General features: G+C 73.2%; 17 protein-coding genes and 1 pseudogene. 11 read left to right on the forward strand and 7 right to left on the reverse strand.

The window, feature by feature from the left end; all coding sequences use genetic code 11:
• Positions 1-448: 448 nt before the first annotated feature.
• The 4 genes from ACT2CW_RS16875 to ACT2CW_RS16890 form a co-directional block, all read right to left on the reverse strand.
• The gene (locus tag ACT2CW_RS16875) at positions 449-1,126 is read right to left on the reverse strand and encodes a response regulator transcription factor (protein ID WP_086886346.1); all 678 of its coding nucleotides are present in this window, start codon (positions 1,124-1,126) and stop codon (positions 449-451) included.
• Positions 1,123-2,415 (reverse strand): sensor histidine kinase, encoded by a 1,293-nt coding sequence (locus ACT2CW_RS16880; RefSeq protein WP_445517146.1) that lies wholly within the window; start codon positions 2,413-2,415, stop codon positions 1,123-1,125. The genes ACT2CW_RS16875 and ACT2CW_RS16880 overlap by 4 nt, the downstream gene beginning before the upstream one ends.
• Positions 2,416-2,519: 104 nt before the next feature.
• The gene (pspAA, locus tag ACT2CW_RS16885) at positions 2,520-2,798 is read right to left on the reverse strand and encodes a PspA-associated protein PspAA (protein ID WP_020871994.1); all 279 of its coding nucleotides are present in this window, start codon (positions 2,796-2,798) and stop codon (positions 2,520-2,522) included.
• Positions 2,799-2,838: 40 nt separating this feature from the next.
• Positions 2,839-3,624: a PspA/IM30 family protein gene (locus ACT2CW_RS16890; RefSeq protein ID WP_171072328.1), complete on the reverse strand. Its 786-nt coding sequence runs from the start codon at positions 3,622-3,624 to the stop codon at positions 2,839-2,841.
• Between the two features lie 249 nt (positions 3,625-3,873).
• On the opposite strand from ACT2CW_RS16890, the gene ACT2CW_RS16895 reads away from it, so the two are divergent.
• Positions 3,874-4,470, forward strand: coding sequence for a DUF3043 domain-containing protein (locus ACT2CW_RS16895; protein WP_330812787.1), 597 nt, complete (start codon positions 3,874-3,876; stop codon positions 4,468-4,470).
• Positions 4,471-4,550: 80 nt separating this feature from the next.
• On the forward strand, positions 4,551-5,285 hold the full coding sequence (locus tag ACT2CW_RS16900) for a methyltransferase domain-containing protein (RefSeq protein ID WP_445517370.1): 735 nt from the start codon (positions 4,551-4,553) through the stop codon (positions 5,283-5,285).
• A gap of 114 nt (positions 5,286-5,399) precedes the next feature.
• Here ACT2CW_RS16900 and ACT2CW_RS16905 read toward each other — a convergent pair whose 3' ends face one another.
• Positions 5,400-5,603 (reverse strand): hypothetical protein, encoded by a 204-nt coding sequence (locus tag ACT2CW_RS16905; protein ID WP_020871990.1) that lies wholly within the window; start codon positions 5,601-5,603, stop codon positions 5,400-5,402.
• A 140-nt stretch (positions 5,604-5,743) separates the two neighbouring features.
• On the opposite strand from ACT2CW_RS16905, the gene ACT2CW_RS16910 reads away from it, so the two are divergent.
• Together ACT2CW_RS16910 and cobT are read left to right on the forward strand one after the other, a co-directional pair.
• Complete coding sequence (locus ACT2CW_RS16910; protein ID WP_445517147.1) at positions 5,744-6,943, forward strand: bifunctional adenosylcobinamide kinase/adenosylcobinamide-phosphate guanylyltransferase; 1,200 nt, start codon at positions 5,744-5,746, stop codon at positions 6,941-6,943.
• An 844-nt stretch (positions 6,944-7,787) separates the two neighbouring features.
• Complete coding sequence (gene cobT, locus ACT2CW_RS16915; RefSeq protein ID WP_164437337.1) at positions 7,788-8,837, forward strand: nicotinate-nucleotide--dimethylbenzimidazole phosphoribosyltransferase; 1,050 nt, start codon at positions 7,788-7,790, stop codon at positions 8,835-8,837.
• Between the two features lie 311 nt (positions 8,838-9,148).
• On the opposite strand, the pseudogene ACT2CW_RS16920 reads toward cobT, so the two are convergent.
• A pseudogene (locus tag ACT2CW_RS16920) lies at positions 9,149-9,925 on the reverse strand (adenosylcobinamide-GDP ribazoletransferase); the annotation flags it as partial.
• 416 nt (positions 9,926-10,341) lie between these two features.
• Between ACT2CW_RS16920 and ACT2CW_RS16925 the strand changes: the two are divergent.
• The 6 genes from ACT2CW_RS16925 to ACT2CW_RS16950 all read left to right on the forward strand — a co-directional run bounded on the left by ACT2CW_RS16925 (position 10,342) and on the right by ACT2CW_RS16950 (position 20,215).
• A complete protein-coding gene (locus tag ACT2CW_RS16925; RefSeq protein WP_182468893.1) occupies positions 10,342-11,892 on the forward strand; it encodes a leucyl aminopeptidase in 1,551 nt (516 codons plus the stop codon).
• Between the two features lie 298 nt (positions 11,893-12,190).
• Positions 12,191-13,579 carry a dihydrolipoyl dehydrogenase gene (lpdA, locus tag ACT2CW_RS16930; RefSeq protein ID WP_020871985.1) on the forward strand — a complete coding sequence of 463 codons (1,389 nt, stop codon included), beginning with the start codon at positions 12,191-12,193 and terminating at the stop codon, positions 13,577-13,579.
• A gap of 51 nt (positions 13,580-13,630) precedes the next feature.
• Positions 13,631-15,391, forward strand: coding sequence for a 2-oxoglutarate dehydrogenase, E2 component, dihydrolipoamide succinyltransferase (gene sucB / locus ACT2CW_RS16935; protein ID WP_432049162.1), 1,761 nt, complete (start codon positions 13,631-13,633; stop codon positions 15,389-15,391).
• 117 nt (positions 15,392-15,508) lie between these two features.
• A complete protein-coding gene (locus tag ACT2CW_RS16940; RefSeq protein ID WP_037965055.1) occupies positions 15,509-16,132 on the forward strand; it encodes a GntR family transcriptional regulator in 624 nt (207 codons plus the stop codon).
• 92 nt (positions 16,133-16,224) lie between these two features.
• Positions 16,225-18,900, forward strand: a complete 2,676-nt coding sequence (aceE, locus tag ACT2CW_RS16945) for a pyruvate dehydrogenase (acetyl-transferring), homodimeric type (RefSeq protein WP_432049161.1) — start codon at positions 16,225-16,227, stop codon at positions 18,898-18,900.
• Positions 18,901-19,240: 340 nt separating this feature from the next.
• On the forward strand, positions 19,241-20,215 hold the full coding sequence (locus ACT2CW_RS16950; RefSeq protein WP_445517148.1) for a helix-turn-helix transcriptional regulator: 975 nt from the start codon (positions 19,241-19,243) through the stop codon (positions 20,213-20,215).
• Positions 20,216-20,246: 31 nt separating this feature from the next.
• Here the strand turns inward: ACT2CW_RS16950 and ACT2CW_RS16955 are convergent, their stop codons facing one another.
• Entirely contained in the window at positions 20,247-21,167 is a 921-nt protein-coding gene (locus tag ACT2CW_RS16955) for an SDR family oxidoreductase (protein ID WP_445517149.1), read from the reverse strand.
• Positions 21,168-21,315: 148 nt separating this feature from the next.
• Between ACT2CW_RS16955 and ACT2CW_RS16960 the strand changes: the two genes are divergently transcribed.
• Positions 21,316-21,834, forward strand: coding sequence for a DUF4240 domain-containing protein (locus ACT2CW_RS16960; RefSeq protein ID WP_445517371.1), 519 nt, complete (start codon positions 21,316-21,318; stop codon positions 21,832-21,834).
• The last annotated feature ends 29 nt before the right edge of the window (positions 21,835-21,863 follow it).

The following is a 21,863-nucleotide window of genomic DNA, read 5'->3' on the forward strand; positions in this document are numbered from 1 at the left end:
CCGACCCGGGACCTGAGGCAGAACCCCGACCCGGGGTCTGGGGCAGAACTCCGACCCGGGACCTGGGGCAGAGCCCCGGGGTCAAGGGCGGAGCCCCGGCCCGAGGCCTGAAGCGGAGCCCCGATCCGGTCTGGGGCGGAGCCCCGGGCCGGGAGCAGGGGCAGAGCCCCGGGCCGGGGGCTGGGGCAGAGTCCCGAGCCGGGGGCTGGGGCAGAGCCCCGGGCCGGGGGCTGAGGCAGAACCCCGACCCGGGACCTGGGGCAGAGCCCCGGGGTCAAGGGCGGAGCCCCGGCCCGAGGCCTGAAGCGGAGCCCCGATCCGGTCTGGGGCGGAGCCCCGGGCCGGGAGCAGGGGCGGAGCCCCAGGTTCGGGGGCAGGGGCGGAGCCCCAGGTTCGGGGGCAGGGGCGGAGCCCCAGGTTCGGGGAGGGGCGGGGAGGGGAAGCAGCCCTACGATCCTGCGCGGACCAGGCCCGTTTCGTAGGCGATCACCACTAGCTGGGCGCGGTCGCGGGCGCTCAGTTTGGCCATCGCGCGGTTGACATGCGTCTTGACCGTGAGCGGGCTGACCTCCAGCCGGGCGGCGATCTCGTCGTTGGAGAGCCCGCCGCCCACCTGGACCAGGACCTCCCGCTCGCGCACGGTCAGGGCGTCCAGCCGTGAGGAGTCATAGGCGTCCTCGCCGCCGCTTCCGTCGCCCTGGGCCAGGAAGCGGGCGATCAGCCCCTTGGTCGCGGCCGGGGACAGCAGCGCCTCGCCCGCCGCCGCGATACGGATCGCCGCGAGCAGCTCATCGGGTTCGGCGCCCTTGCCGAGGAAGCCGCTGGCCCCCGCCCGCAGCGAGTCCACCACGTACTCATCGACCTCGAAGGTCGTCAGCATGACCACCCGTACGTCCTTGAGCTGCGGGTCTTCGGTGATCATGCGAGTGGCGGCCAGCCCGTCCGTACCGGGCATCCGGATGTCCATCAGGACGACGTCCGCGCCCCGGGCGCGGGCGATCTCCACCGCCTCCGCGCCGTCGGACGCCTCGCCCACCACCTCCATGTCCGGCTCGGAGGCCACCAGGACGCGGAACGCGCTGCGCAGCAGCGCTTGATCGTCCGCCAGCAGCACCTTGATCGTCATGACTCCCCTCCCCTGCGCGGCTGTAGAGGAAGTCTCACCCGCACCCGGAAACCGCCCTCGGGCAGGGGTCCCGCCTCGCAGCTGCCGCGCAGTGCGGTCACCCGCTCGCGCATCCCCAGCAGGCCGTGTCCGCCGCCGGGCTCCGTCCCGTCCGCCCGGGGTGTCCCGGAGCCGTCCGCGCCCTCCGGCGCCTCCTCGGGGCCCTCGGTCCGCGTCCCGGCCCCGTCGTCCTCGACCGTGACCTCCAGGACGTCCGCGACCCGGTCGATACGGATCTCGGCCGTGGCCCCGGGCCCGGCGTGCTTGTGCACATTGGTCAGCGCCTCCTGGACGACCCGGTAGGCCGTGAGGTCCACCGAGCCCGGCAGCGGGCCCAGCTTCTCCGGCGGCTCCGCCCGCACCCGGACCCGCATCCCGGCTCGTACGAAGCCGTCCACGAGCTGGTCCAGCACGGCGATGCCGGGGGCCGGTTCGGTGGGGGCGGCGGGATCGCCGTACTGCCGCAGCAGGCCGACCGTCGCCCGCAGCTCCTCCAGCGCCGAGCGGCTCGCCTGCCGTACGTGCGCGAGCGCCTCCTTGGCCTGGTCCGGGCGGTTGTCCATGACATGGGAGGCGACCCCGGCCTGGACGTTGACCAGCGCGATGTGATGCGCCACGACATCGTGCAGCTCCCGGGCGATCCGCAGCCGCTCCTCGGCGACCCGGCGGCGCGCCTCCTCCTCGCGGGTGCGCTCGGCGCGTACCGCCCGCTCCTCGATGGCGGCGATGTAGGCGCGCCGGCTGCGCACCGCGTCACCGGCGGCCGCGGCCAGCCCGGTCCAGGCGAACAGCCCCCAGTTCTCCTGTGAGTACCAGGGGTTGAGCGCGAAGAGCATCCCGGCGCCGGTGAGCAGTACGGCCGTGGCGGCGCCGACCCGCCAGGTGGTGGGGCGGTCGGTGCGGGCCGCCACGGTGTAGAGCGCCACCACCACCCCGAACACGATCGAGGTGCGCGGCGGGCCCACGTCATTGGTGACGAGCTCGGTGAGGGTGAGGCCGACGTTGAAGGCGAGCACCCCGCGGGGCAGCTCGCGGCGGAGCACCAGCGAGGCGGCGGCGAGCACGGCCAGCAGTACGAAGAAGGGGCCCAGCGACTGGTGGCGCATGCGCGGACCGGCCACCGCGCCGATCAGGATCAGCGCGAGGACCACCAGCGCCACCAGGGTGTCCAGGGCACGGGGGTGGGCGCACAGCCAGCGGTGCGGACGGGCCAGGCCCGGCCCGACGGCGAGGGGAGTCACGGGATCCAACGGTAAGGGCCGCGGGGGGCCGCCCGGCTTCGTGGGCGGCCCGTACCCGGCCGGTGCGGGGAGGTACGACCTGTGCTGGAGTGTGGATCCGGGAGCGCGCCGCACTAGCCCGGAATGAGGCCGTCGTCCTTGAGCATCGCCTTGACTTCCTCGAGGGTCGCGTCGGCGGCGGGGAGGATCAGTTCGGACGGCTGGAGCGCGTCGTCGGGCAGGGGCTCACCGGCCGAGCGCACCGCGTCCAGCAGCGCGCCCAGGGTCCTCCGGAAACCCTCGTGGTCGCCGCCCTCGATCTCCGCGAGCAGCTCGTCGTCCAGCCTGTTCAGTCCGGGCAGATGGCTCTCGGCCACCAGCACCTGGCCCTCCCCCATGATCCGTACGATCATGACGACCTCCTTGGAGACCTCGCCCAGGCGGGGGCGCGGGCTACTGCTTGTCGAACTTGTGCTGGGTCCGGGACTGCTGGGACTCGTCCGTCGTGCCGCCCTCGATCGCCTGCTGCGGGCTGCCGCCGGCCAGCTCGGCCTTCATCCGCTGAAGCTCCAGCTCCACGTCCGTACCGCCGGAGATCCGGTCCAGCTCGGCCGCGATGTCGTCCTTGGCCATACCGGACTGGTCGTCCAGGGCGCCGGAGGCCAGCAGCTCGTCGATCGCGCCGGCGCGCGCCTGGAGCTGCGCCGTCTTGTCCTCGGCACGCTGGATCGCCATGCCGACGTCACCCATCTCCTCGGAGATGCCGGAGAACGCCTCGCCGATGCGGGTCTGGGCCTGGGCCGCGGTGTAGGTGGCCTTGATGGTCTCCTTGCGTGTACGGAAGGCGTCGACCTTGGCCTGGAGCCGCTGGGCGGCCAGGGTCAGCTTCTCCTCCTCGCCCTGGAGGGTCTGGTGCTGGGTCTCCAGGTCGGTGACCTGCTGCTGCAACGCGGCGCGGCGGGACAGCGCCTCGCGGGCCAGGTCCTCCCGGCCGAGCGCGAGCGCCTTGCGGCCCTGGTCCTCCAGCTTGGTGGACTGGCCCTGCAACTGGTTGAGCTGAAGCTCCAGGCGCTTGCGCGAGGTCGCCACGTCGGCGACACCGCGGCGCACCTTCTGGAGCAGCTCCAGCTGCTTCTGGTACGAGTAGTCAAGGGTTTCGCGCGGGTCCTCGGCCCGGTCCAGGGCCTTATTGGCCTTCGCGCGGAAGATCATCCCCATACGCTTCATGACACCGCTCATGGGCCTCGCGCGCCCCCTTCTGACGGACGTGTGACTCCGGCACTCCAACAGACCCAGCCTACGGGCCCTGCTTCCATTACCGCACTGTTCGAGCCTGCTCGCGCTCCTCCTACAGGACGAACAGACGGTGGGAGCCTCCGGCGCAAGGAGGAGTGCGCCCCCTGTGTCCCGATGAGATCGGGACTCCGTTGCCTGATCGTTCCCCCAGAGGCTGGGGCGCACACTCCGCAACCCGTACCCTTGGGCCTTGTGTTCCGAAGCCGTTCCAAGGATGAGCAGGCCGCTACCACCAAGGTGACCGCGGACCAGCCGCAGCAGACCCGTGACCCGCAGGCGCCCAAGGGCCGCCCCACTCCCAAGCGGAGCGAGGCCCAGACGCAGCGCCGCAGCCTGGCGAAGACGCCGGCCAACCGTAAGGACGCCTCCAAGCGTGCGCGCGAGGCCCGCCGCGCCGATCTGGCCAAGCAGCGCCAGGCGCTGGCCGGGGGCGACGAGCGGTATCTGCCGGTCCGCGACAAGGGTCCGGTGCGGCGTTTCGCCCGCGACTTCGTGGACTCGCGGTTCTCCGTCGCCGAGTACTTCCTGCCGCTCGCGGTGGTCATCCTGGTCCTGAGCATGATCCGGGCCGGGGCCATGCAGAGCTATGTGCTGCTGGTGTGGATGGTGGTGATCGTCCTCATCGTGGTCAACTCCCTCGTCCTCGGCGTCCAGCTCAAGCGGCAGCTGCGCAAGCGCTTCCCCGACGAGAATCTGCGCGGCGCGGTGGCGTACGCCCTGATGCGCACCCTCCAGATGCGCCGGCTGCGGCTCCCCAAGCCGCAGGTCAAGCGCGGAGAGCGGCCCTGAGCGGCCCACCCTCCCCCTCCGGCGGCCCACCCTCCGGCTTCACCGGCGGAGCGGCCGGCTGGCTGAGCCACCTCGGGGGCCTGCGGAACACCGTCCGGCAGGCGCTGGTCGCCCACCAGCTCGATGAGCAGATCACCGCGCGGTTCCCGGTGGGGCAGCGGCTGCGGATCCTCGACGTGGGCGTCGGCCAGGGCACCCAGGCCCTGCGGCTGGCCCGCGCGGGCCATGAGGTGACCGGGCTGGAGTCCGACGCCGCCATGCTCGAGGCGGCCCGCGCCGCGCTCGCCGACGAGCCCGAGGGCATCCGGGGACGGGTGCGGCTGATGGAGGGCGACGGCCGGGAGACCGGGGCACACTTCCTGCCGGGCACCTTCGATGTGGTGCTGTGCCACGGCGTGCTGATGTACGTGTCCGAACCCGATCCGCTGCTCGCCGGGCTGGCCCGGGTGCTGGCCCCCGGCGGTCTGCTCTCGCTGCTGGTGCGCAACGGTGACGCGCTGGCGATGCGGCCCGGCCTTGCCGGGGACTTCGACACCGCGCTGACCGCCTTCGACTCCCCCTCGTACACCAACCGGATCGGGCTGCCGGTGCGCGCCGACCGGCGCGAGGAGCTGGCCGAGACCCTCACCGCGATCGGCGCGCCGTTGCGCGCCTGGTACGGCGTGCGGGTCTTCACCGACCTCGCCCCGGACGACGCGGAGCCGCCGGGCTCCCCGGAGTGGGAGCGGCTGCTGGCGGCCGAGGAGCGGGCCGGCCGTACGGATCCCTACCGGGCGGTGGCGGCGCTGTTGCATCTGTGCGGGGTGCGCGGCTGAACCGGGGCCGGGATGCCGAACCGGGACTCGGACACCGATCCGGAGCCCGGACGCCCCGATCCGGGGCCGGTGTGTGGTGGGGTGGCGGTCAGGGCCGCCACCCCGCGCTTTCGCCTACTCGGCGCGCAGGCTCATCGGGCCGTAGATCTTCTTCCCGTCCTCGAAGAGGGTCACCTGCTCAGCGCCTCCCTCGAGGAGCTCCCGCCACTCCTCGCCGATCCACGACTCCGCGTCCCCCTGGGTCGGGAACTCCTCCGGCTGCACCGCGGGCTTCGTCTCCGCCCCGTCGGACTTCTCGAACCGCCATGTCCACGCCATTCCAGCCTCCTCCATCCCGCCGACCCACGGGTGATACCCGCCGGTCCACAGCTGATGTCTGCCCGCAGCCTAGGTGACTGATCACTCCGTACGGGGTGGCCCCGCGCGACCCGCGAGAACGGACGCGAGACGATCGGGGCGTGGAACTCACTCTTCTGGGCACCGGGGCCCCCGACGGGCTGCCGCGCCACGGCTGCCCCTGCGCCGCCTGTGCCGCCGCCGTCGGGGAGGAGGCGCGGGCCGCCACCTCGCTGCTGATCGACGGCGTGCTGCTGATCGATCTCACCCCGGGCGCCGCTTTCGCCGCCGCGCGGGCCGGGCACTCGCTGGTGGGCGTCCGGCAGGTGCTGCTCTCCCATCCGCACGCGGGTCCGGCCGTCGAGTTCCCGGCCGGGCTGCCGGCGCCGGGCCGGGTGCCGGACGGCCGCACGCTGTCCCTGATCAGCGGCCACCGGGTGCGGGCGGTCGCGCTGGACTCCCCCGGCACCGGCTACGAGGTCACCGGGCCCGACGGCACCCGGCTGCTGTACCTCCCGCCGGGCGCGGCCGCCGCCGGGCTGCCGAATCCGGCCGAGCCGTACGACATGGTGCTGCTCGACGTGCTGGGCCGCCCCGACGCGCTGGCCGGCCTCCGCGCCTCGGGCGCCGTGGGCGCCACCACCGACGTGCTGGCCGTCCATCTCGACCACACCACTCCGCCCGGCCAGGAGCTGCACCGCCGCCTCGCCACGGCGGGCGCGCGGGCGGTGCCGGACGGGCAGACGCTGATCGTCGGCGAGTACCACGCGGTGCCCGACCTGCCGCGCCGCACGCTGGTGCTGGGCGGCGCCCGGTCCGGCAAGTCCCTCGAGGCGGAACGGCGGCTGGCCGCGTTCCCCGACGTCCTGTACGTCGCGACGAGCGGCACCCGCGAGGGCGACCCCGAGTGGGCGGCCCGCGTCGCCGCTCACCGCGACCGCCGTCCCGGCTCCTGGCGCACCACCGAGACCTGCGACCTGCCCCCGCTGCTCGCCGAGGACGGGCCACCGCTGCTCATCGACTGCCTGGCGCTGTGGCTCACCGACGCGATGGACTCCGTGAGCGCCTGGGACGACGAGAAGTGGGCACACGGCGGCGAACGCGCCCTCCGCGAACGCGTCTCCGCCCTCGTCGCGGCGGTCCGCGCCACGACCCGTACGGTCGTCGCGGTGAGCAATGAGGTCGGTTCGGGCGTCGTCCCCGCGACCGCTTCCGGCCGCCGCTTCCGCGACGAACTGGGCCGCCTGAACGCGGCGTTCGCCGAGGAGTGCGAGCAGGTGCTGTTGGTGGTGGCGGGCCAGCCCTTGCCGCTGCGCGGCTGACCGCGAGGCCTGGGTGCTGGGCCCGGGTGCTGGGCCTGGGCCGGGGTCCTGGGCCTAGGCGTGCGGGGCTACTCGGCTCGGTTGGGTGCGGCTTTCGTCTCGCGCCTTCGGCGCATTTGAGCAGCGGGGCAGGGGGGTGGGGGGCGCGGCGCCGCCGCCGGGCGCCGGGCCGGCGGGGGTGGTCGCCGGTGGCGGCTTCCGTGGCCCTGGGGCCGAGGCCCCTCCGGACTGCGGGCCGGTGGTCCCGGCGCGGCCCCTCCGGGTACCCCTCTCGAAAACACTTGATCTGGCGCAACTAATTTGTCAAACGTTTTGGAAGGGGGTACCCCGACCCCCGGCGACCCCGCAGTCCGGCAACGCTCCCAGCCTCCGGCACCGGAGCCGCCACCAGGCCTCGCCCCCACCGGCCCGGCGCCCGGCGACGCGGCCCGCGCCCCCCACCCCCCTGCCCCGCTGCTCAATTGCGCCGAAGGCGCGAGACGGCGCCGCAGTCAACCGAGCCGAGTAGGCCAACGCAGGCCCCGGCCCGTACCGGGCCAGCGCCCGTCCCCGGCCCGCACCCGGCCCGCGCCCGCCCGGGGCCCGCCTCGGTCCGCGCCGTACGGGCGTGCCCGCCGCACCCACGCCCGCACCCGCCCAGGGGCCCCACCCCGGTCCACGCCATACGGCCGTGCCCGCCGCACCCACACCCGCACCCGCCCAGGGGCCCCACCCCGGTCCACGCCATACGGCCGTGCCCGCCGCACCCACACCCGCACCCGCCCAGGGGCCGCCCGGGGGCCGCCCGGGGGCTCAACGGGCGGACGCCGTACCGGTTCCCGGGGCGCCCGGTAGGGTTCGCCAGGTGAGTGCTCTCAATCTCGATGACTTCGTCGACCTGATCGAGCGCCCCGACGGGGGCATCCGGCGTGACGCCGAGGAGCGCCGCGAGCGGCTCGCGTTGCCGCCGGGCGCGCTCGGGCGGCTGGACGAACTGGGCGAGTGGCTGGCCGCCGCTCAGCAGCGGGTGCCGGTCAAGCCCATCGAGCAGCCCCGCGTGGTCCTGTTCGCGGGCGACCACGGCGTCTCCGACCTGGGTGTCTCCGCCCGCCCCGCCAGGAGCGCCCACCGTCTGGTCCGCGCCGTGCTCGACGGCGAGAGCCCGGCCGCCATCCTCGCCGCCCGTCTCGGCGCGCGCGTCCGCGTCATCGACATGGCCCTGGACTGCGACCCCGAGGACCTCCCCGAAGACGTCACCCGCCACCGCGTACGCCGGGCGTCCGGCCGGATCGACCTCGAGGACGCGCTCACCCTGGACGAGGCCGAGCGGGCCTTCCGCGCCGGGATGGCCATCGCCGACGAGGAGGCGGACTCCGGCACGGACCTCCTCGTCCTCGGCGACCTCAGCGTCGGCGGCACCACCGCCGCGGCCACGCTGATCGCCGCGCTGTGCGGTACGGACGCGTCCGTGGTCACCGGCCGCGGCGGGGCCGCCATCGACGACCTCGCCTGGATGCGCAAGTGCGCCGCCATCCGTGACGGGCTGCGCCGCGCCCGCCCGGTGCTCGGCGATCAGCTCCAGCTGCTGGCCACCGTCGGCGGCGCCGATCTCGCCGCGATCACCGGCTTCCTGCTCCAGAGCGCCGTGCGGCGCACCCCCGTGATCCTCGACGGCGTCGTCTCGGCGGCCTGCGCGCTGGTCGCCCAGCGGGTGGCGTTCCGCGCCCCGGACTGGTGGCTGGCCGGTCAGGCCAGCGGCGAACCGGGTCAGGAGAAGGCCCTCGACCGCATCGCCCTCACCCCGCTGCTCGACCACGGCGTCACGGTCGGCGAGGGCACGGGCGCGCTGCTCGCCCTGCCACTCGTACAGGCGGCCGCGGCCTTGCACGCGGAGCTCCCGGAGCGCGACGACTAAGCGCTCCGCGGGAAGTGCCGCGAAATGCCGTCTTGCGTCTGCGGACTTCCTCCGACCTGCTTAGGGCCCGGCCCTAAGGGGTGCCCGCCACGTGACAAGGGCTCCGCCTCCAGGGGGCACCTCCCAGCGGTAGCTGGGGGAGATTGAGGAGCGGGGCCCGGGGCGGAGCCCCACCTTTCAGCCCCTCCGGCGTTCGGCCTTCCAGCCCCTCCGGCGATTGAGGAGCGGGGTCTGGGGCGGAGCCCCAGTTACGGGAAGGGGCGGGGAGGGGCAGCCCGCCGCAGGCGCCCCCAAGACCCGCCGGCCACCTCTCAGCCGAAGGTCAAAACCACCAGCGCAGTCGTGGCGGCCGCCTCCACCAGCGCGCCAAAGACATCGCCGGTCACCCCACCCAGACGGCGGTGACAGTGGTGCAGGAGCAGCTCGGCGGCAGCCAGGGCGGCCAAGGCAGCGAACGCGTTACGGACGACGTCGTACGGGCCGAACGGGACGGCCACTACCGCGCACCCCACCACCGTCACCGCCGCCACAACACCGGCGGAACGCCACGGCACACTGCCCGCGACCGCCGCGCCCAGCCCCTCCGGACGCGCCGCCGGAACCCCCACGCGGGCCGCGAGGGTCAGGGCGCAGCGCGCGGCGACAGCGGCCACGGCCGCCCCGACCGCGCCGTGCGCCCAGCCCTGACCGTAGAGCTCGGCCAGGGCCGCCACCTGCCCGAGCAGGACGAACAGCAGCGTGATCACGCCGAAGGGCCCGATGTCCGACCGCTTCATGATGCGCAGCGCGTCCTCGGCGGGCTTCCCGCTGCCGAGCCCGTCCGCGGTGTCGGCGAGCCCGTCGAGGTGGAGGCCGCGGGTCAGTACGGCGGGTATCGCGGCGGTGGCCACGGCCGCGAGCAGCGCGCCACCGCCCAGGAACAGCGACACCCCGCCCACCGCGGCCGCGCACAGCCCCACGGCCAGCCCGGCCAGCGGAGCGCACAGCATCCCCGTGTGCGCCGCCTCCCGGTCCCAGCGCGTGCCCCGTACGGGCAACACCGTGAGCGTGCCGAACGCGAAGCGGACCCCGTCACTCCAGGGGGCACGCGGGGCGTGCGCGGGAGGCGGGTCGTAGTCGGGCCGCGGCGGATGCTCCGGCCGGTCAGCTCGCCCCCGCCCCGCGCCCTCTGACGGCTCGGAGGACTCGGAGGGCTCGGCGGGCGCGGAGGGCCCGGAGCTCTCCGGCCCGTCGGGCCCGGGCCCGGGCTCGGGCTCGGGCCCGGTCTCCGGCGGGCGTGCGGACGGCTGCGACTGCGACTGCGGCTGCGGCGACTCCGGCGTGGTGTCCATCGCGCGGCAGGCTATCCCGGCCACCCGCAGCGGGTAAGCCCCAGGGCACGCCCCCGTCGAGCCCTGAAACGGGCCTAGGCGGCCCCAAATCGGGCCTAGGCATACGATGCGGAGGGGCGCGGCCTGCCAATCCATGACGGCCGACGAACTACCGGAAGAGGGACCCGACAACTGTGACTGCTCTGACTCTCAGCACCTCGTCCGCCGCGGCACTGCGCGCGGACGCCGTCGTCGTCGGTGTGGCGAAGGGGGCCAAGGGCCCCGTCGTCGCCGTCGGCGCCGAGGCCGTGGACAAGGCGTTCGGCGGGAAACTGGCCGCCGTCCTGGAGACGCTCGGCGCGACCGGCGCCGAGGGCGAGGTGACCAAACTGCCCGCCGCGTCCGGCCTCAAGGCCCCGGTCGTGCTGGCAGTTGGGCTGGGCGAGGTCCCGGCCAAGGGCGACGGCTATGACGCCGAGACGCTGCGCCGGGCCGCGGGCGCGGCCGCCCGCGCGCTGTCCGGTTCGAAGAAGGGCGCGTTCGCGCTGCCGATCGAGGACCCGGCCGGTGCCACCGCCGTGGCCGAGGGCGCGCTGCTCGGGGCGTACACGTACGACAAGAGCAACGGCAACGGCAACGGCGGCAGCGCCAAGGGCAAGGACAAGGACAAGGACAAGAAGAACAACGGGCCGCTCGCCGAGGTCGCCCTCGTCGGCGGCAAGCCGCGCGACAAGGCGTACAAGGCGGCCGTCGAGCGCGCCACCGCCCTCGTCGCGGAGGTCAACCGCGCCCGCGACCTGATCAACACCCCGTCCAACCTCCTCAACCCGGCCTCCTTCGCGGCCGAGGCCGTCGCGGCCGCCAAGGAGCACGGCCTCAAGACCGAGGTGCTGGACGAGAAGGCGCTCAAGAAGGGCGGGTACGGCGGCATCCTCGGCGTCGGCCAGGGCTCGGACGCCCCGCCGCGGCTGGTCCGGATCGCGTACACCCACCCCAAGGCCGAGAAGACGCTCGCCCTGGTGGGCAAGGGCATCACCTATGACTCGGGCGGCATCTCCCTCAAGCCGGCCGGTCACAACGAGACGATGAAGTGCGACATGAGCGGTGCCGCCGCCGTGTTCGCCACGGTCGTCACCGCCGCGAAGCTGGGCCTGCGGGTCAATCTGACGGGCTGGCTGGCGCTCGCCGAGAACATGCCGTCGGGTTCGGCCACCCGCCCCGGCGACGTGCTGTCGATGTACGGCGGCAAGACCGTCGAGGTGCTGAACACCGACGCCGAGGGCCGGCTGGTGCTCGCCGACGCGATCACCCGCGCCGGTGAGGAGAAGCCGGACGCGATCGTGGACGTGGCGACGCTGACCGGTGCGATGGTCCTCGCGCTGGGCAACCGCACGTTCGGGATCATGACGAACGACGAGGCGTTCCGCACCACGCTGCACGAGATCGCGGGCGAGGTCGGCGAGCCGTCCTGGCCGATGCCGCTGCCGGACCACCTCCGTAAGGGCATCGACTCGCCGGTCGCCGATCTGGCGAACATGGGCGAGCGCATGGGTGGCGGTCTGGTGGCCGGCATCTTCCTGAAGGAGTTCGTGGCGGACGGGATCACCTGGGGCCACCTGGACATCGCGGGTCCGGCCTTCAACGAGTCCGGTCCGTTCGGCTACACCCCCAAGGGCGGCACGGGCGCCGCGGTCCGCACCCTGGTGCGGCTGGCCGAGCGCACCGCCGACGGCGACCTCGGCTGAGCCGGGCCCGCACCGTACGAAACGGCCGCCGCCATAGGCCGAAAGTCCCGTCGATTTCGCCCTCAACGAAATCGACGGGGCTTCGCGTTCCGGATACGCAGGAGTAACCCCTGAACTGGGGTGTGGAGATTTCTCACACAGCGGCCCCGCGTCCCGCCTCCTCCCAACAAGTGCGAAGATGTTGTCCCGGCAGGACAGGGCCCCCGACACCAGGGCCGACGCAAGAAGCGGCCGAACACACGCCGCCGCCCGGCCGACCACCGGCCGGCCCCGGCGCACCATGCATGGAGGACGTGACGTGGCGAACGACGCCAGCACCGTTTTCGACCTAGTGATCCTCGGAGGCGGTAGCGGCGGTTACGCCGCTGCCCTGCGCGCCGCGCAGCTGGGTCTGGACGTCGCCCTGATCGAGAAGGACAAGCTGGGCGGCACCTGTCTGCACCGTGGCTGCATCCCCACCAAGGCGCTGCTGCACGCCGGTGAGCTCGCCGACCAGGCTCGCGAGGGCTCGGAATTCGGTGTGAAGACCACCTTCGAGGGCATCGACATCGAGGGTGTGCACAAGTACAAGGACGGCGTGGTCTCGGGCCTGTACAAGGGTCTCCAGGGCCTGATCGCCTCCCGCAAGGTCACCTATGTGACGGGCGAGGGCCGGCTGTCCTCCCCGACCTCTGTCGATGTGAACGGCGAGCGCTACACGGGCCGCCACATCCTGCTGGCCACCGGTTCGGTGCCGAAGTCCCTGCCCGGCCTGGAGATCGACGGCAACCGCGTCATCTCCTCCGACCACGCGCTGGTGCTCGACCGCGTGCCGAAGTCCGCGATCGTGCTGGGCGGCGGCGTCATCGGCGTCGAGTTCGCCTCCGCGTGGAAGTCCTTCGGGGCCGACATCACCATCGTCGAGGCGCTTCCCCACCTCGTCCCGGTCGAGGACGAGAACAGCTCCAAGCTGCTGGAGCGCGCCTTCCGCAAGCGCGGTATCAACTTCTCCCTCGGCTCGCGCTTCTCGGGCGTGGAGTACACCGCAGACGGCGTCAAGGTCTCGCTGGAGAACGGCAAGACCTTCGAGGCCGAGCTGCTGCTGGTGGCCGTCGGCCGCGGCCCGGTCTCGCAGGGGCTCGGCTACGAGGAAGCCGGGGTCGCCATGGACCGCGGCTATGTGCTCGTCGACGAGTACATGCGGACCAACGTGCCGACGATCTCCGCCGTCGGCGACCTGGTCCCCACCCTCCAGCTGGCCCACGTCGGCTTCGCCGAGGGCATGCTGGTGGCCGAGCGGCTGGCCGGTCTGAGCCCGGTGCCGGTCGACTACGACGGCGTGCCGCGGGTGACCTACTGCCACCCCGAGGTCGCCTCCGTCGGCATCACCGAGGCCAAGGCCAAGGAGCTGTACGGTGCAGACAAGGTCGTCGCCCTGAAGTACAACCTCGCGGGCAACGGCAAGAGCAAGATCCTGAAGACCGCGGGCGAGATCAAGCTCGTGCAGGTACGGGACGGTGCCGTCGTCGGCGTCCACATGGTCGGTGACCGGATGGGCGAGCAGGTGGGCGAGGCTCAGCTGATCTACAACTGGGAGGCGCTGCCGGCCGAGGTCGCGCAGCTCGTCCACGCCCACCCGACCCAGAACGAGGCGCTCGGCGAGGCCCACCTGGCCCTGGCCGGCAAGCCGCTGCACTCCCACGACTGACTCATCCCGAGCGCGAACCATCCAAAGATCGTTAAGGAGCAACCGAACACCATGGCGGTTTCCGTAACCCTGCCGGCGCTCGGCGAGAGCGTGACCGAGGGCACCGTCACCCGCTGGCTCAAGGCCGAAGGTGAGCGCGTCGAGGCCGACGAGCCCCTGCTCGAGGTGTCGACCGACAAGGTCGACACCGAGATCCCGGCCCCCTCGGCCGGTGTGCTGACGTCCATCAAGGTGGCTGAGGACGAGACGGTGGAGGTCGGCGCAGAGCTGGCCGTCATCGACGACGGTGGCGCGGCTCCGGCCGAGGCCCCCGCCCCCGCGGCCGAGCCCGCTCCGGCGGCTCAGCCCGAGCCCGCCCCGGCGCCCGCCGCCGAGGCCCCTGCCCCTGCCCCCGCCCCTGCCGCCGCCGCTCCGGCCGGTGGCGCCGAGGGCACCGATGTGGTCCTTCCCGCGCTCGGCGAGAGCGTGACCGAGGGCACCGTGACCCGGTGGCTCAAGGAGGTCGGCGAGTCCGTCGAGGCCGATGAGCCGCTGCTCGAGGTCTCCACCGACAAGGTCGACACCGAGATCCCGGCTCCGGCCGCGGGCACCCTGCTGGAGATCCTGGTCGGCGAGGACGAGACCGCCGAGGTCGGCGCCAAGCTGGCCGTGATCGGCGCCGCCGGTGCCGCTCCGGCCGCCGCGCCCGCCGAGGCCCCGGCCGCCCCCGCCCCGGCTCCCGAGCCGGTCCAGGAGGCCCCGGCGCCCGCCCCGGCCCCGCAGGCCCCGAGCGCCCCGGCGCCGCAGGCCGTCACCCCGGAGCCGGTCGCCCCCGAGCCGGCCCCGGCCGCTCCGGCGCCCGCCCCGGCTCCGGCCGCCACCATCCCGGCTCCCGCGGCCCCCGAGGCCGAGGGCGCCTACGTCACCCCGCTGGTGCGCAAGCTCGCCGCCGAGAACAACGTGGACCTGTCCACGGTCAAGGGCACCGGCGTCGGCGGCCGCATCCGCAAGCAGGACGTCATCGCCGCCGCGGAGGCCGCCAAGGCCGCCGCCCAGGCCCAGGCGCCGGCCGCCGCCGCGCCGAAGGCCGCCGCGCAGGAGGTGTCCCCGCTGCGCGGCCAGACCATCAAGATGCCGCGGATGCGCAAGGTCATCGGCGACAACATGATGAAGGCCCTGCACAGCCAGGCCCAGCTGACCAGCGTGGTCGAGGTGGACGTCACCAAGGTCATGCGGCTGCGCGCCCGCGCCAAGGAGGCGTTCGCCCAGCGCGAGGGCGTCAAGCTCTCGCCGATGCCGTTCTTCGTGAAGGCCGCCGTCCAGGCGCTGAAGGCCCACCCGGCCATCAACGCCCGGATCAACGAGGACGACAACACCATCACGTACTTCGACGTGGAGAACGTCGGTATCGCGGTGGACGCCGAGAAGGGCCTGATGACCCCGGTCATCAAGAACGCCGGCGACCTCAACATCGCCGGTCTGTCCAAGAAGACGGCGGAGCTGGCGGGCAAGGTCCGCTCCAACAAGATCACCCCGGACGAGGTGTCCGGCGCCACCTTCACGATCAGCAACACCGGCTCGCGCGGTGCGCTGTTCGACACGATCATCGTGCCCCCGAACCAGGTCGCCATCCTGGGCATCGGCGCGACCGTCAAGCGCCCGGTGGTCATCGACCACCCGGAGCTGGGCGAGACCATCGCGGTGCGCGACATGACCTACGTGGCGCTCTCCTACGACCACCGCCTGGTGGACGGTGCCGACGCGGCCCGCTACCTGACGGCCGTCAAGGAGATCCTGGAGGCCGGCGAGTTCGAGGTGGACCTCGGGCTCTGACCCTCACCTCGGTTTCCCTGCCGCGCCCCGCACGGGCTTCCCGTGCGGGGCGCGGCTTTCCTTACCGCGGTGCCGGGATAATGGCAGCTGTTCACCGCTGTTTCTAAGGAGTCCCCCATGGCCGCGCCCGTCGTCCACTCGCTGCGCGAGCAGATCCGCGAGCACATCGTGGAGGGCATCGTCAGCGGCCGCTGGAAGCCGGGTGAGCGGATCGTGGAGCGCCGGATCGCCACGGAGCTGGAGGTCAGCCAGACGCCCGTACGGGAGGCGCTGCGGGAGCTGGAGTCGCTGCGGCTGATCGAGTCGGCGCCGAACAAGGGCGTCCGGGTGCGGAATCTGACCGCCGCCGACCTGGAGGAGATCTATCCGGTGCGGGCCGGTCTCGAGCAGATGGCGGCGGAGCTGGCCGCGCCCGTGCTGGCCGAGGACACCTCCGCCCTGGAGCCCGAGGTGCGGGCGCTGTACGAGGCGGACCGCGCGGCCGACGGGGAGGCGCAGGTCCGGCACACCGTGGCGTTCCACCGGGAGCTGGTGCGGGCGTCGGGCAACAGCGTGCTGCTGCACACCTGGGAGTCGCTGGGCATCGAGATCTGGACGACGCTGTCGATCCGCTGGCTGGGCACCGTCCAGCAGTCGTACGCCGAGGAGCACCAGGCGGTGGTGGACGCCTTCAAGCGGCGGGATCCGCGGGTCGGCGAACTGGTCAAGGAGCATGTCCTCGGCTGTGCACCGCGTGCCTAGTTTCGCGGCACGGAATGCCAATTTCGGCTTACGGAGCACTTTTTCCTTGGCAACACTTTGATCGATCATCGATCAGTCTTACCGTTACTTCCATGACCGATCTCGCACGCACGCAGCCGAGTGCGCTCGACCAGCTTCCCGACCGTGACCCCGAGGAGACCGCCGAATGGGGCGCCTCCCTGGACGCCGTCACCCGGGCCGCCGGATCGCACCGCGCCTCGTACCTCATGCGCCGCACCCTGGAGCGCGCCGAGAGCGCCGGGCTCGGGCTGCCGCCCCTGCTGGAGTCGGACTACCTCAACACCATTCCGACTGCCGCCGAGCCCGCGTTCCCGGGCGACGAGGCCATGGAGCGCCGCATCACCGCCTGGAACCGGTGGAACGCGGCGGCGATGGTCACCCGCGGCAGCCGTGACGGCCTCGGCGGTCACATCGCCACCTTCGCCTCCGCCGCCTGGCTCTACGAGACGGGCTTCCAGCACTTCTTCCGGGGCAAGGAGGCGGACGGCAGCGGCGACCAGCTCTACATCCAGGGCCACGCCTCCCCCGGCATCTACGCCCGCGCGTTCCTCGACGGGCGGCTGACCGAGCACCACCTGGACCACTTCCGCCGCGAGGCGGGCGGCGACGGCCTGCCGTCCTATCCGCATCCGCGCCGGCTGCCGTGGCTGTGGGAGTTCCCCACCGTCTCGATGGGGCTCGGCCCGATCTCCGCGATCTACCAGGCCCGCTTCAACCGCTATCTGGCGGCGCGCGGCATCAAGGACACCGCGAACTCCCACGTATGGGCCTTCCTCGGCGACGGCGAGATGGACGAGCCGGAGTCGACGGCCGCGCTCGCCCTGGCCGGGCGCGAGGGCCTGGACAACCTCACCTTCGTCATCAACTGCAACCTCCAGCGGCTCGACGGCCCGGTGCGGGCCAACTTCAAGATCGTGCAGGAGCTGGAGGCCCAGTTCCGCGCGGCGGGCTGGAACGTGGTCAAGTCGCTGTGGGGCTCCGCCTGGGACGAGCTGTTCGCGCTGGACACCTCGGGCGCGCTGGCCCGCCGGCTGCGCGAGGTCCCGGACGGCCAGTTCCAGACGTACGCGACCCGCGACGCGGCCTACATCCGTGAGCACTTCTTCGGCGCCGAGCCGGAGCTGGCCCGGCTCGCGCAGGGGCTCACCGACGCCAAGCTCACCGAGTGCTTCCACACCTCGCGCGCGGGCCATGAGCCCCGCAAGGTGTACGCGGCGTACCGCGCGGCCGTGGCACACAAGGGCGCCCCGACCGTCGTGCTCGCCCAGACCGTCAAGGGCTGGACGCTGGGCCCCGGCTTCGAGTCGCGCAACGCCAACCACCAGATGAAGAAGCTGACGGGCAAGGAGTTCCGCGCCATGCGGGACCTCCTCGAACTCCCCATCCCTGACAGCAAGCTGGACGACGCCCTCGTGCCGTACGTCCACCCCGGCCCCGACTCCCCCGAGGTCCGCTACCTCCAGGAGCGCCGCGCGGCCCTCGGCGGCCCGGCCCCGGCCCGCCGGGTGCACCCGGTGGCCCTGCCCGAGCCGTCCGCGAAGCCGTTCCAGGCGCTCGCCAAGGGCTCCGGCAGCCAGGAGATCGCCACCACCATGGCCTTCGTCCGGCTGGTCAAGGACCTGATGCGGGAGAAGGAGACAGGGAAGCGCTGGGTGCCGATCGTGCCGGACGAGGCGCGGACCTTCGGCATGGAGTCGCTCTTCCCCACCGCCGGGATCTACTCCCCGCTCGGCCAGACCTACGACCCGGTCGACCGCGATCAGCTCCTGTACTACAAGGAGGCCGCGAACGGTCAGATCCTCAACGAGGGGATCACCGAGGCCGGTTCGATGGCCGACTTCACCGCCGCCGCGACGTCGTACGCGACCCACGGCGAGCCGATGATCCCCTTCTACATCTTCTACTCGATGTTCGGCTGGCAGCGCACCGCCGACCAGATGTGGGCGCTGGCCGACCAGCTCGGCCGCGGCTTCCTCATCGGCGCCACGGCGGGCCGTACGACGATGACCGGCGAGGGCCTCCAGCACGCCGACGGCCACTCCCCGCTGATCGCCTCCACCAACCCGGCGGCGCTCGCCTACGACCCGGCGTTCGCCTACGAGGTGGGCGCGATCGTGCGGGAGGGTCTGCGGCGGATGTACGGCCCCGAGGCCGAGGACGTCTTCTACTACCTGACGGTCTACAACGAGCCCAAGGTCCAGCCGGCCATGCCTGAGGGCGAAGGCGTCGAGGAGGGCATCCTCAAGGGCCTGTACCGCTACCAGGAGGCCACGGCCCCGGCCGCGGACTCCCCCCGCATCCAGCTCCTCGCCTCCGGCACCGCCGTCCACTGGGCGCTGGAGGCCCAGAAACTCCTCGCCGACGACTGGGGCGTGGCCGCCGACGTGTGGTCCGCCACCTCCTGGAGCGAGCTGCGCCGCGACGCCCTGTCCTGTGACGCGGCGCAGCTCAAGGGCGAAGACCGGGTCCCGTACGTCACCCGTGCCCTGGCAGGCGCACCGGGCCCGGTCCTCGCCGTCAGCGACTGGATGCGTGCCGTCCCCGACCAGATCAGCCAGTGGGTCGAGCAGGACTGGTACTCGCTGGGGACGGACGGCTTCGGCCTCTCCGACACCCGCGAGGCCGCGCGCCGCCACTTCGGCGTGGACGCTCCGGCCATCGTGGTGGCCGGGCTGTCCCGCCTCGCCCGCCAAGGCGCGGTCCGCGCCACGGCCCCCAAGGAGGCCGCGGAGCGGTACGGCATCTGACGCCGCGGTTGCCGGGGATCGCCTGCGGCGGGCTGTTCCCCTCCCCGCCCCTTCCCACAACTGGGGCTCCGCCCCAGACCCCGCTCCTCAAGCGCCGGAGGGGCTGATTTCAGCCCGTCAGGGGGCACCTCCCAGCGGTAGCTGGGGGAGATTGAGGACACGCCCGAAGGGCGTACGGGGTCCAGGGGCGGAGCCCCTGGTTACGGGAAGGGGCGGGTAGGGGAAAGAGCCGCCGGGCCGGGCGTAAGGCCGGGGCCCGGCCCCCTGCGCGGTCGGGCGCGCTACAGCCGCGAACCCGCCACGGTCCGCCGCTCGCCCGAGAGCACGGCATCATGGGCCCGTGCGCGCTGCCCGCCTCATCAAGATGGTGCTTCTGCTCCAGGCTCGCCCCTCGATCACAGGGGCCGAGCTGGCGCGGGAGCTCGAGGTCTCCGAGCGCACCGTGACACGGGACGCCGCCGCGCTGTCCGAGGCGGGGATCCCGGTCTACGCGGACCGGGGCCGAGCCGGGGGCTACCGGCTCATCGGCGGCTACCGCACCCGGCTGACCGGCCTCGGGCGGACCGAGGCCGAGGCGCTGTTCCTGTCCGGTGTGCCCTCCGCGCTGCGCGAGATGGGGCTCGCGGACGCCGCCTCCGCCGCCCGGCTCAAGGTGTCCGCCGCGCTGCTCCCCGAGCTGCGGGACGCCTCCCACACGGTGGCCCAGCGGTTCCACCTGGACGCCCCGGGCTGGTGGCGGGAGCCGGAGGCGCCGGAGCTGCTGCCGGGCATCGCCGACGCGGTCTGGGACGATCTGCGGATCGCCGTCCGCTACCGGCGCCGGGACGCGGAGGTCCGGCGGGAGCTGGAGCCGTACGGGCTCGTGCTCAAGGCGGGCGTCTGGTATCTGGCGGCCCGTGCGGAGGGCGGCTTCCGGGTGTACCGGGTGGATCGTTTCGCCGCCGTGGAACCGACCGGGGCCCGCTTCGTCCGGGACGAGGAGTTCGACCTGCCCGCCTTCTGGGAGGAGCGGGCCGAGCAGTTCGCCCGCTCGATCCTGCGGGAGCGGGTCGTCGTACGGCTGACCCCGGCCGGGGCCCGGCGGCTGCCGCATGTCACGGACCGGGTGGCGGCCGAGGAGGCCGTACGCGAGGCACGCGAGGCCGGGGAGCCCGACGGGCAGGGGCGGCTCACCGTCACCCTGCCCGTCGAGTCGTACGAGGTCGCACTCGCCCAGCTGCTCGGGCTCGGCCCGGACGCGGAGGTGCTGGGGCCGCCGGAGCTGCGCGAGCTCTTCGCGGAGGCGGCTCGCCGTACGGCGGAGCTGTACCGGTGACCGTGCGGTCCACGGTTCAGTGACCGCGCGGTTACCGGTAGTCGGCCGCCGTGCCCTCCTTACCGCCGAAGACCACGTCCCGGAAGTAGCCGAAGGCGTCCGGCCGCGAGCCATCCAGATCGGTGAAGCCGTAGACCTTGGCCAGCTCCCCGCTGAAGACGGACTTGCCGCTCCACCGCGCCCGGTCCGGGTCGGCGGCGAGCGCGGCGACCGCGCGCCCGACGTAGTGCGGTGACTCGGCGATGGCGAAGTGCGGTTCCTTCTCCACCGCGTCCCGCCAGGTCTCCTCCGTCACCCCGAAGTGGTCCAGCATCTGCTCGGAGCGCAGAAAGCCCGGCGAGACGCTGACCGCCGTGCCGTCGAACTCCTTCAGCTCCTCCGCGAGCCCGAAGGCGGTGCGGATCGGGGCGTTCTTGGCGAGGTCGTAGAAGAGGTTCAGCCGGTACGTCCTGTTGAACTCCTCGCTTCCGTCGGTCACCTCGACCACCAGCCCGCCCGGCTGCCGGATCAGCAGCGGCAGCGCGTAGTAGCTGGTGATCAGGTGGGTCTCGACGCCGAGCCGGAGCATCCGCAGCCCGCCCGCCAGATTCGTCTCCCAGCTCTTCTTGCCGAACTCGATCAGCGCCTCACCGCCCCATACGTCATTGACCAGGACGTCCAGCCGGCCCTGCTCCCGGTCGATCCGCTCGACCAGCGCCCGGACCTGCTCGGGCTCGAGGTGGTCGGTCGGCACCGCGATACCCGTGCCGCCCGCGGCCGTGATCAGCTCTGCCGTCTCCTCGATGGTCTCGGTGGCCCGCCCCACCTCGCTGACTCGATCCCGGGTGGTGCGCCCCGTCGCGTAGACGGTGGCCCCGGCCGCCCCCAGCTCGACGGCCATCGCCCGGCCCGCGCCGCGCGTCGCCCCCGCGACGAGCGCGATCCGGCCCGCCAGTGCGCCCTGTGTGCTCACGTCCGATACGTCCTCTCGGTGTGGATGCCGTGACGGGTCGACCTTCGCAGGGAAATCCGACATCCGCTGTCCGGTATTACGAGGCGGTCGCATCCGGCACGTTCCGCGTGCGGGGGTGCGCGGGAGGGCCGATCCTGGTCCCGTGATGATGGACGAGACGGAGTTCTGGGGGCTGGTCGACAGCGCTCGGGAGGCCGCGGACGGCGACCCCGAGGAACAGTCCGACCTGCTCGTCGAGCAGCTGTCACAGCTCGACCCCGACGCGGTGCTGGACTTCGCCCGGCACTTCGAGGCCCGCTCCGACCGGGCGTACCGCTGGGATGTGTGGGGCGCCGCCTGGGTGCTGCTCGGCGGGGTCAGCGACGACGCCTTCGAGGCGTTCCGCTACTGGCTGATCGGCCAGGGCCGGGAGATCTTCGAGGGCGCGCTGCACGATCCGGACGCGCTCGCCGAGCTGCTCGAGGACTTCGACGAGCAGGTGGACGGCGACTGCGAGGACCTGGGGTACGCGGCGGACGAGGCGTACGAGCGGCTGACCGGCGCGCCCCTGCCGGAGCTGGGGCTTCCGCCCACGCCCCGGGAACCGATCGGGGAGCCCCTCGACTTCGAGAGCGAGGCGGTGCTGGCGGAGCGGTATCCGCGGCTGTGGGAGCGTTTCAGGGCCTGACCGCCTGGTTGCCTGGTCGCCCGGCGCTC

Source organism: Streptomyces sp. NEAU-174, assembly GCF_052665095.1.

Bases quoted from the DNA above. Each gene is read 5' to 3' on its own strand.
- ACT2CW_RS16875 (WP_086886346.1), bottom strand. From the start codon at position 1,126: ATGACGATCAAGGTGCTGCTGGCGGACGATCAAGCGCTGCTGCGCAGC.
- pspAA (WP_020871994.1), bottom strand. From the start codon at position 2,798: ATGATCGTACGGATCATGGGGGAGGGCCAGGTGCTGGTGGCCGAGAGC.
- ACT2CW_RS16890 (WP_171072328.1), bottom strand. From the start codon at position 3,624: ATGAGCGGTGTCATGAAGCGTATGGGGATGATCTTCCGCGCGAAGGCC.
- ACT2CW_RS16905 (WP_020871990.1), bottom strand. From the start codon at position 5,603: ATGGCGTGGACATGGCGGTTCGAGAAGTCCGACGGGGCGGAGACGAAG.
- sucB (WP_432049162.1), top strand. From the start codon at position 13,631: ATGGCGGTTTCCGTAACCCTGCCGGCGCTCGGCGAGAGCGTGACCGAG.
- ACT2CW_RS16940 (WP_037965055.1), top strand. From the start codon at position 15,509: ATGGCCGCGCCCGTCGTCCACTCGCTGCGCGAGCAGATCCGCGAGCAC.
- aceE (WP_432049161.1), top strand. From the start codon at position 16,225: ATGACCGATCTCGCACGCACGCAGCCGAGTGCGCTCGACCAGCTTCCC.
- ACT2CW_RS16960 (WP_445517371.1), top strand. From the start codon at position 21,316: ATGGACGAGACGGAGTTCTGGGGGCTGGTCGACAGCGCTCGGGAGGCC.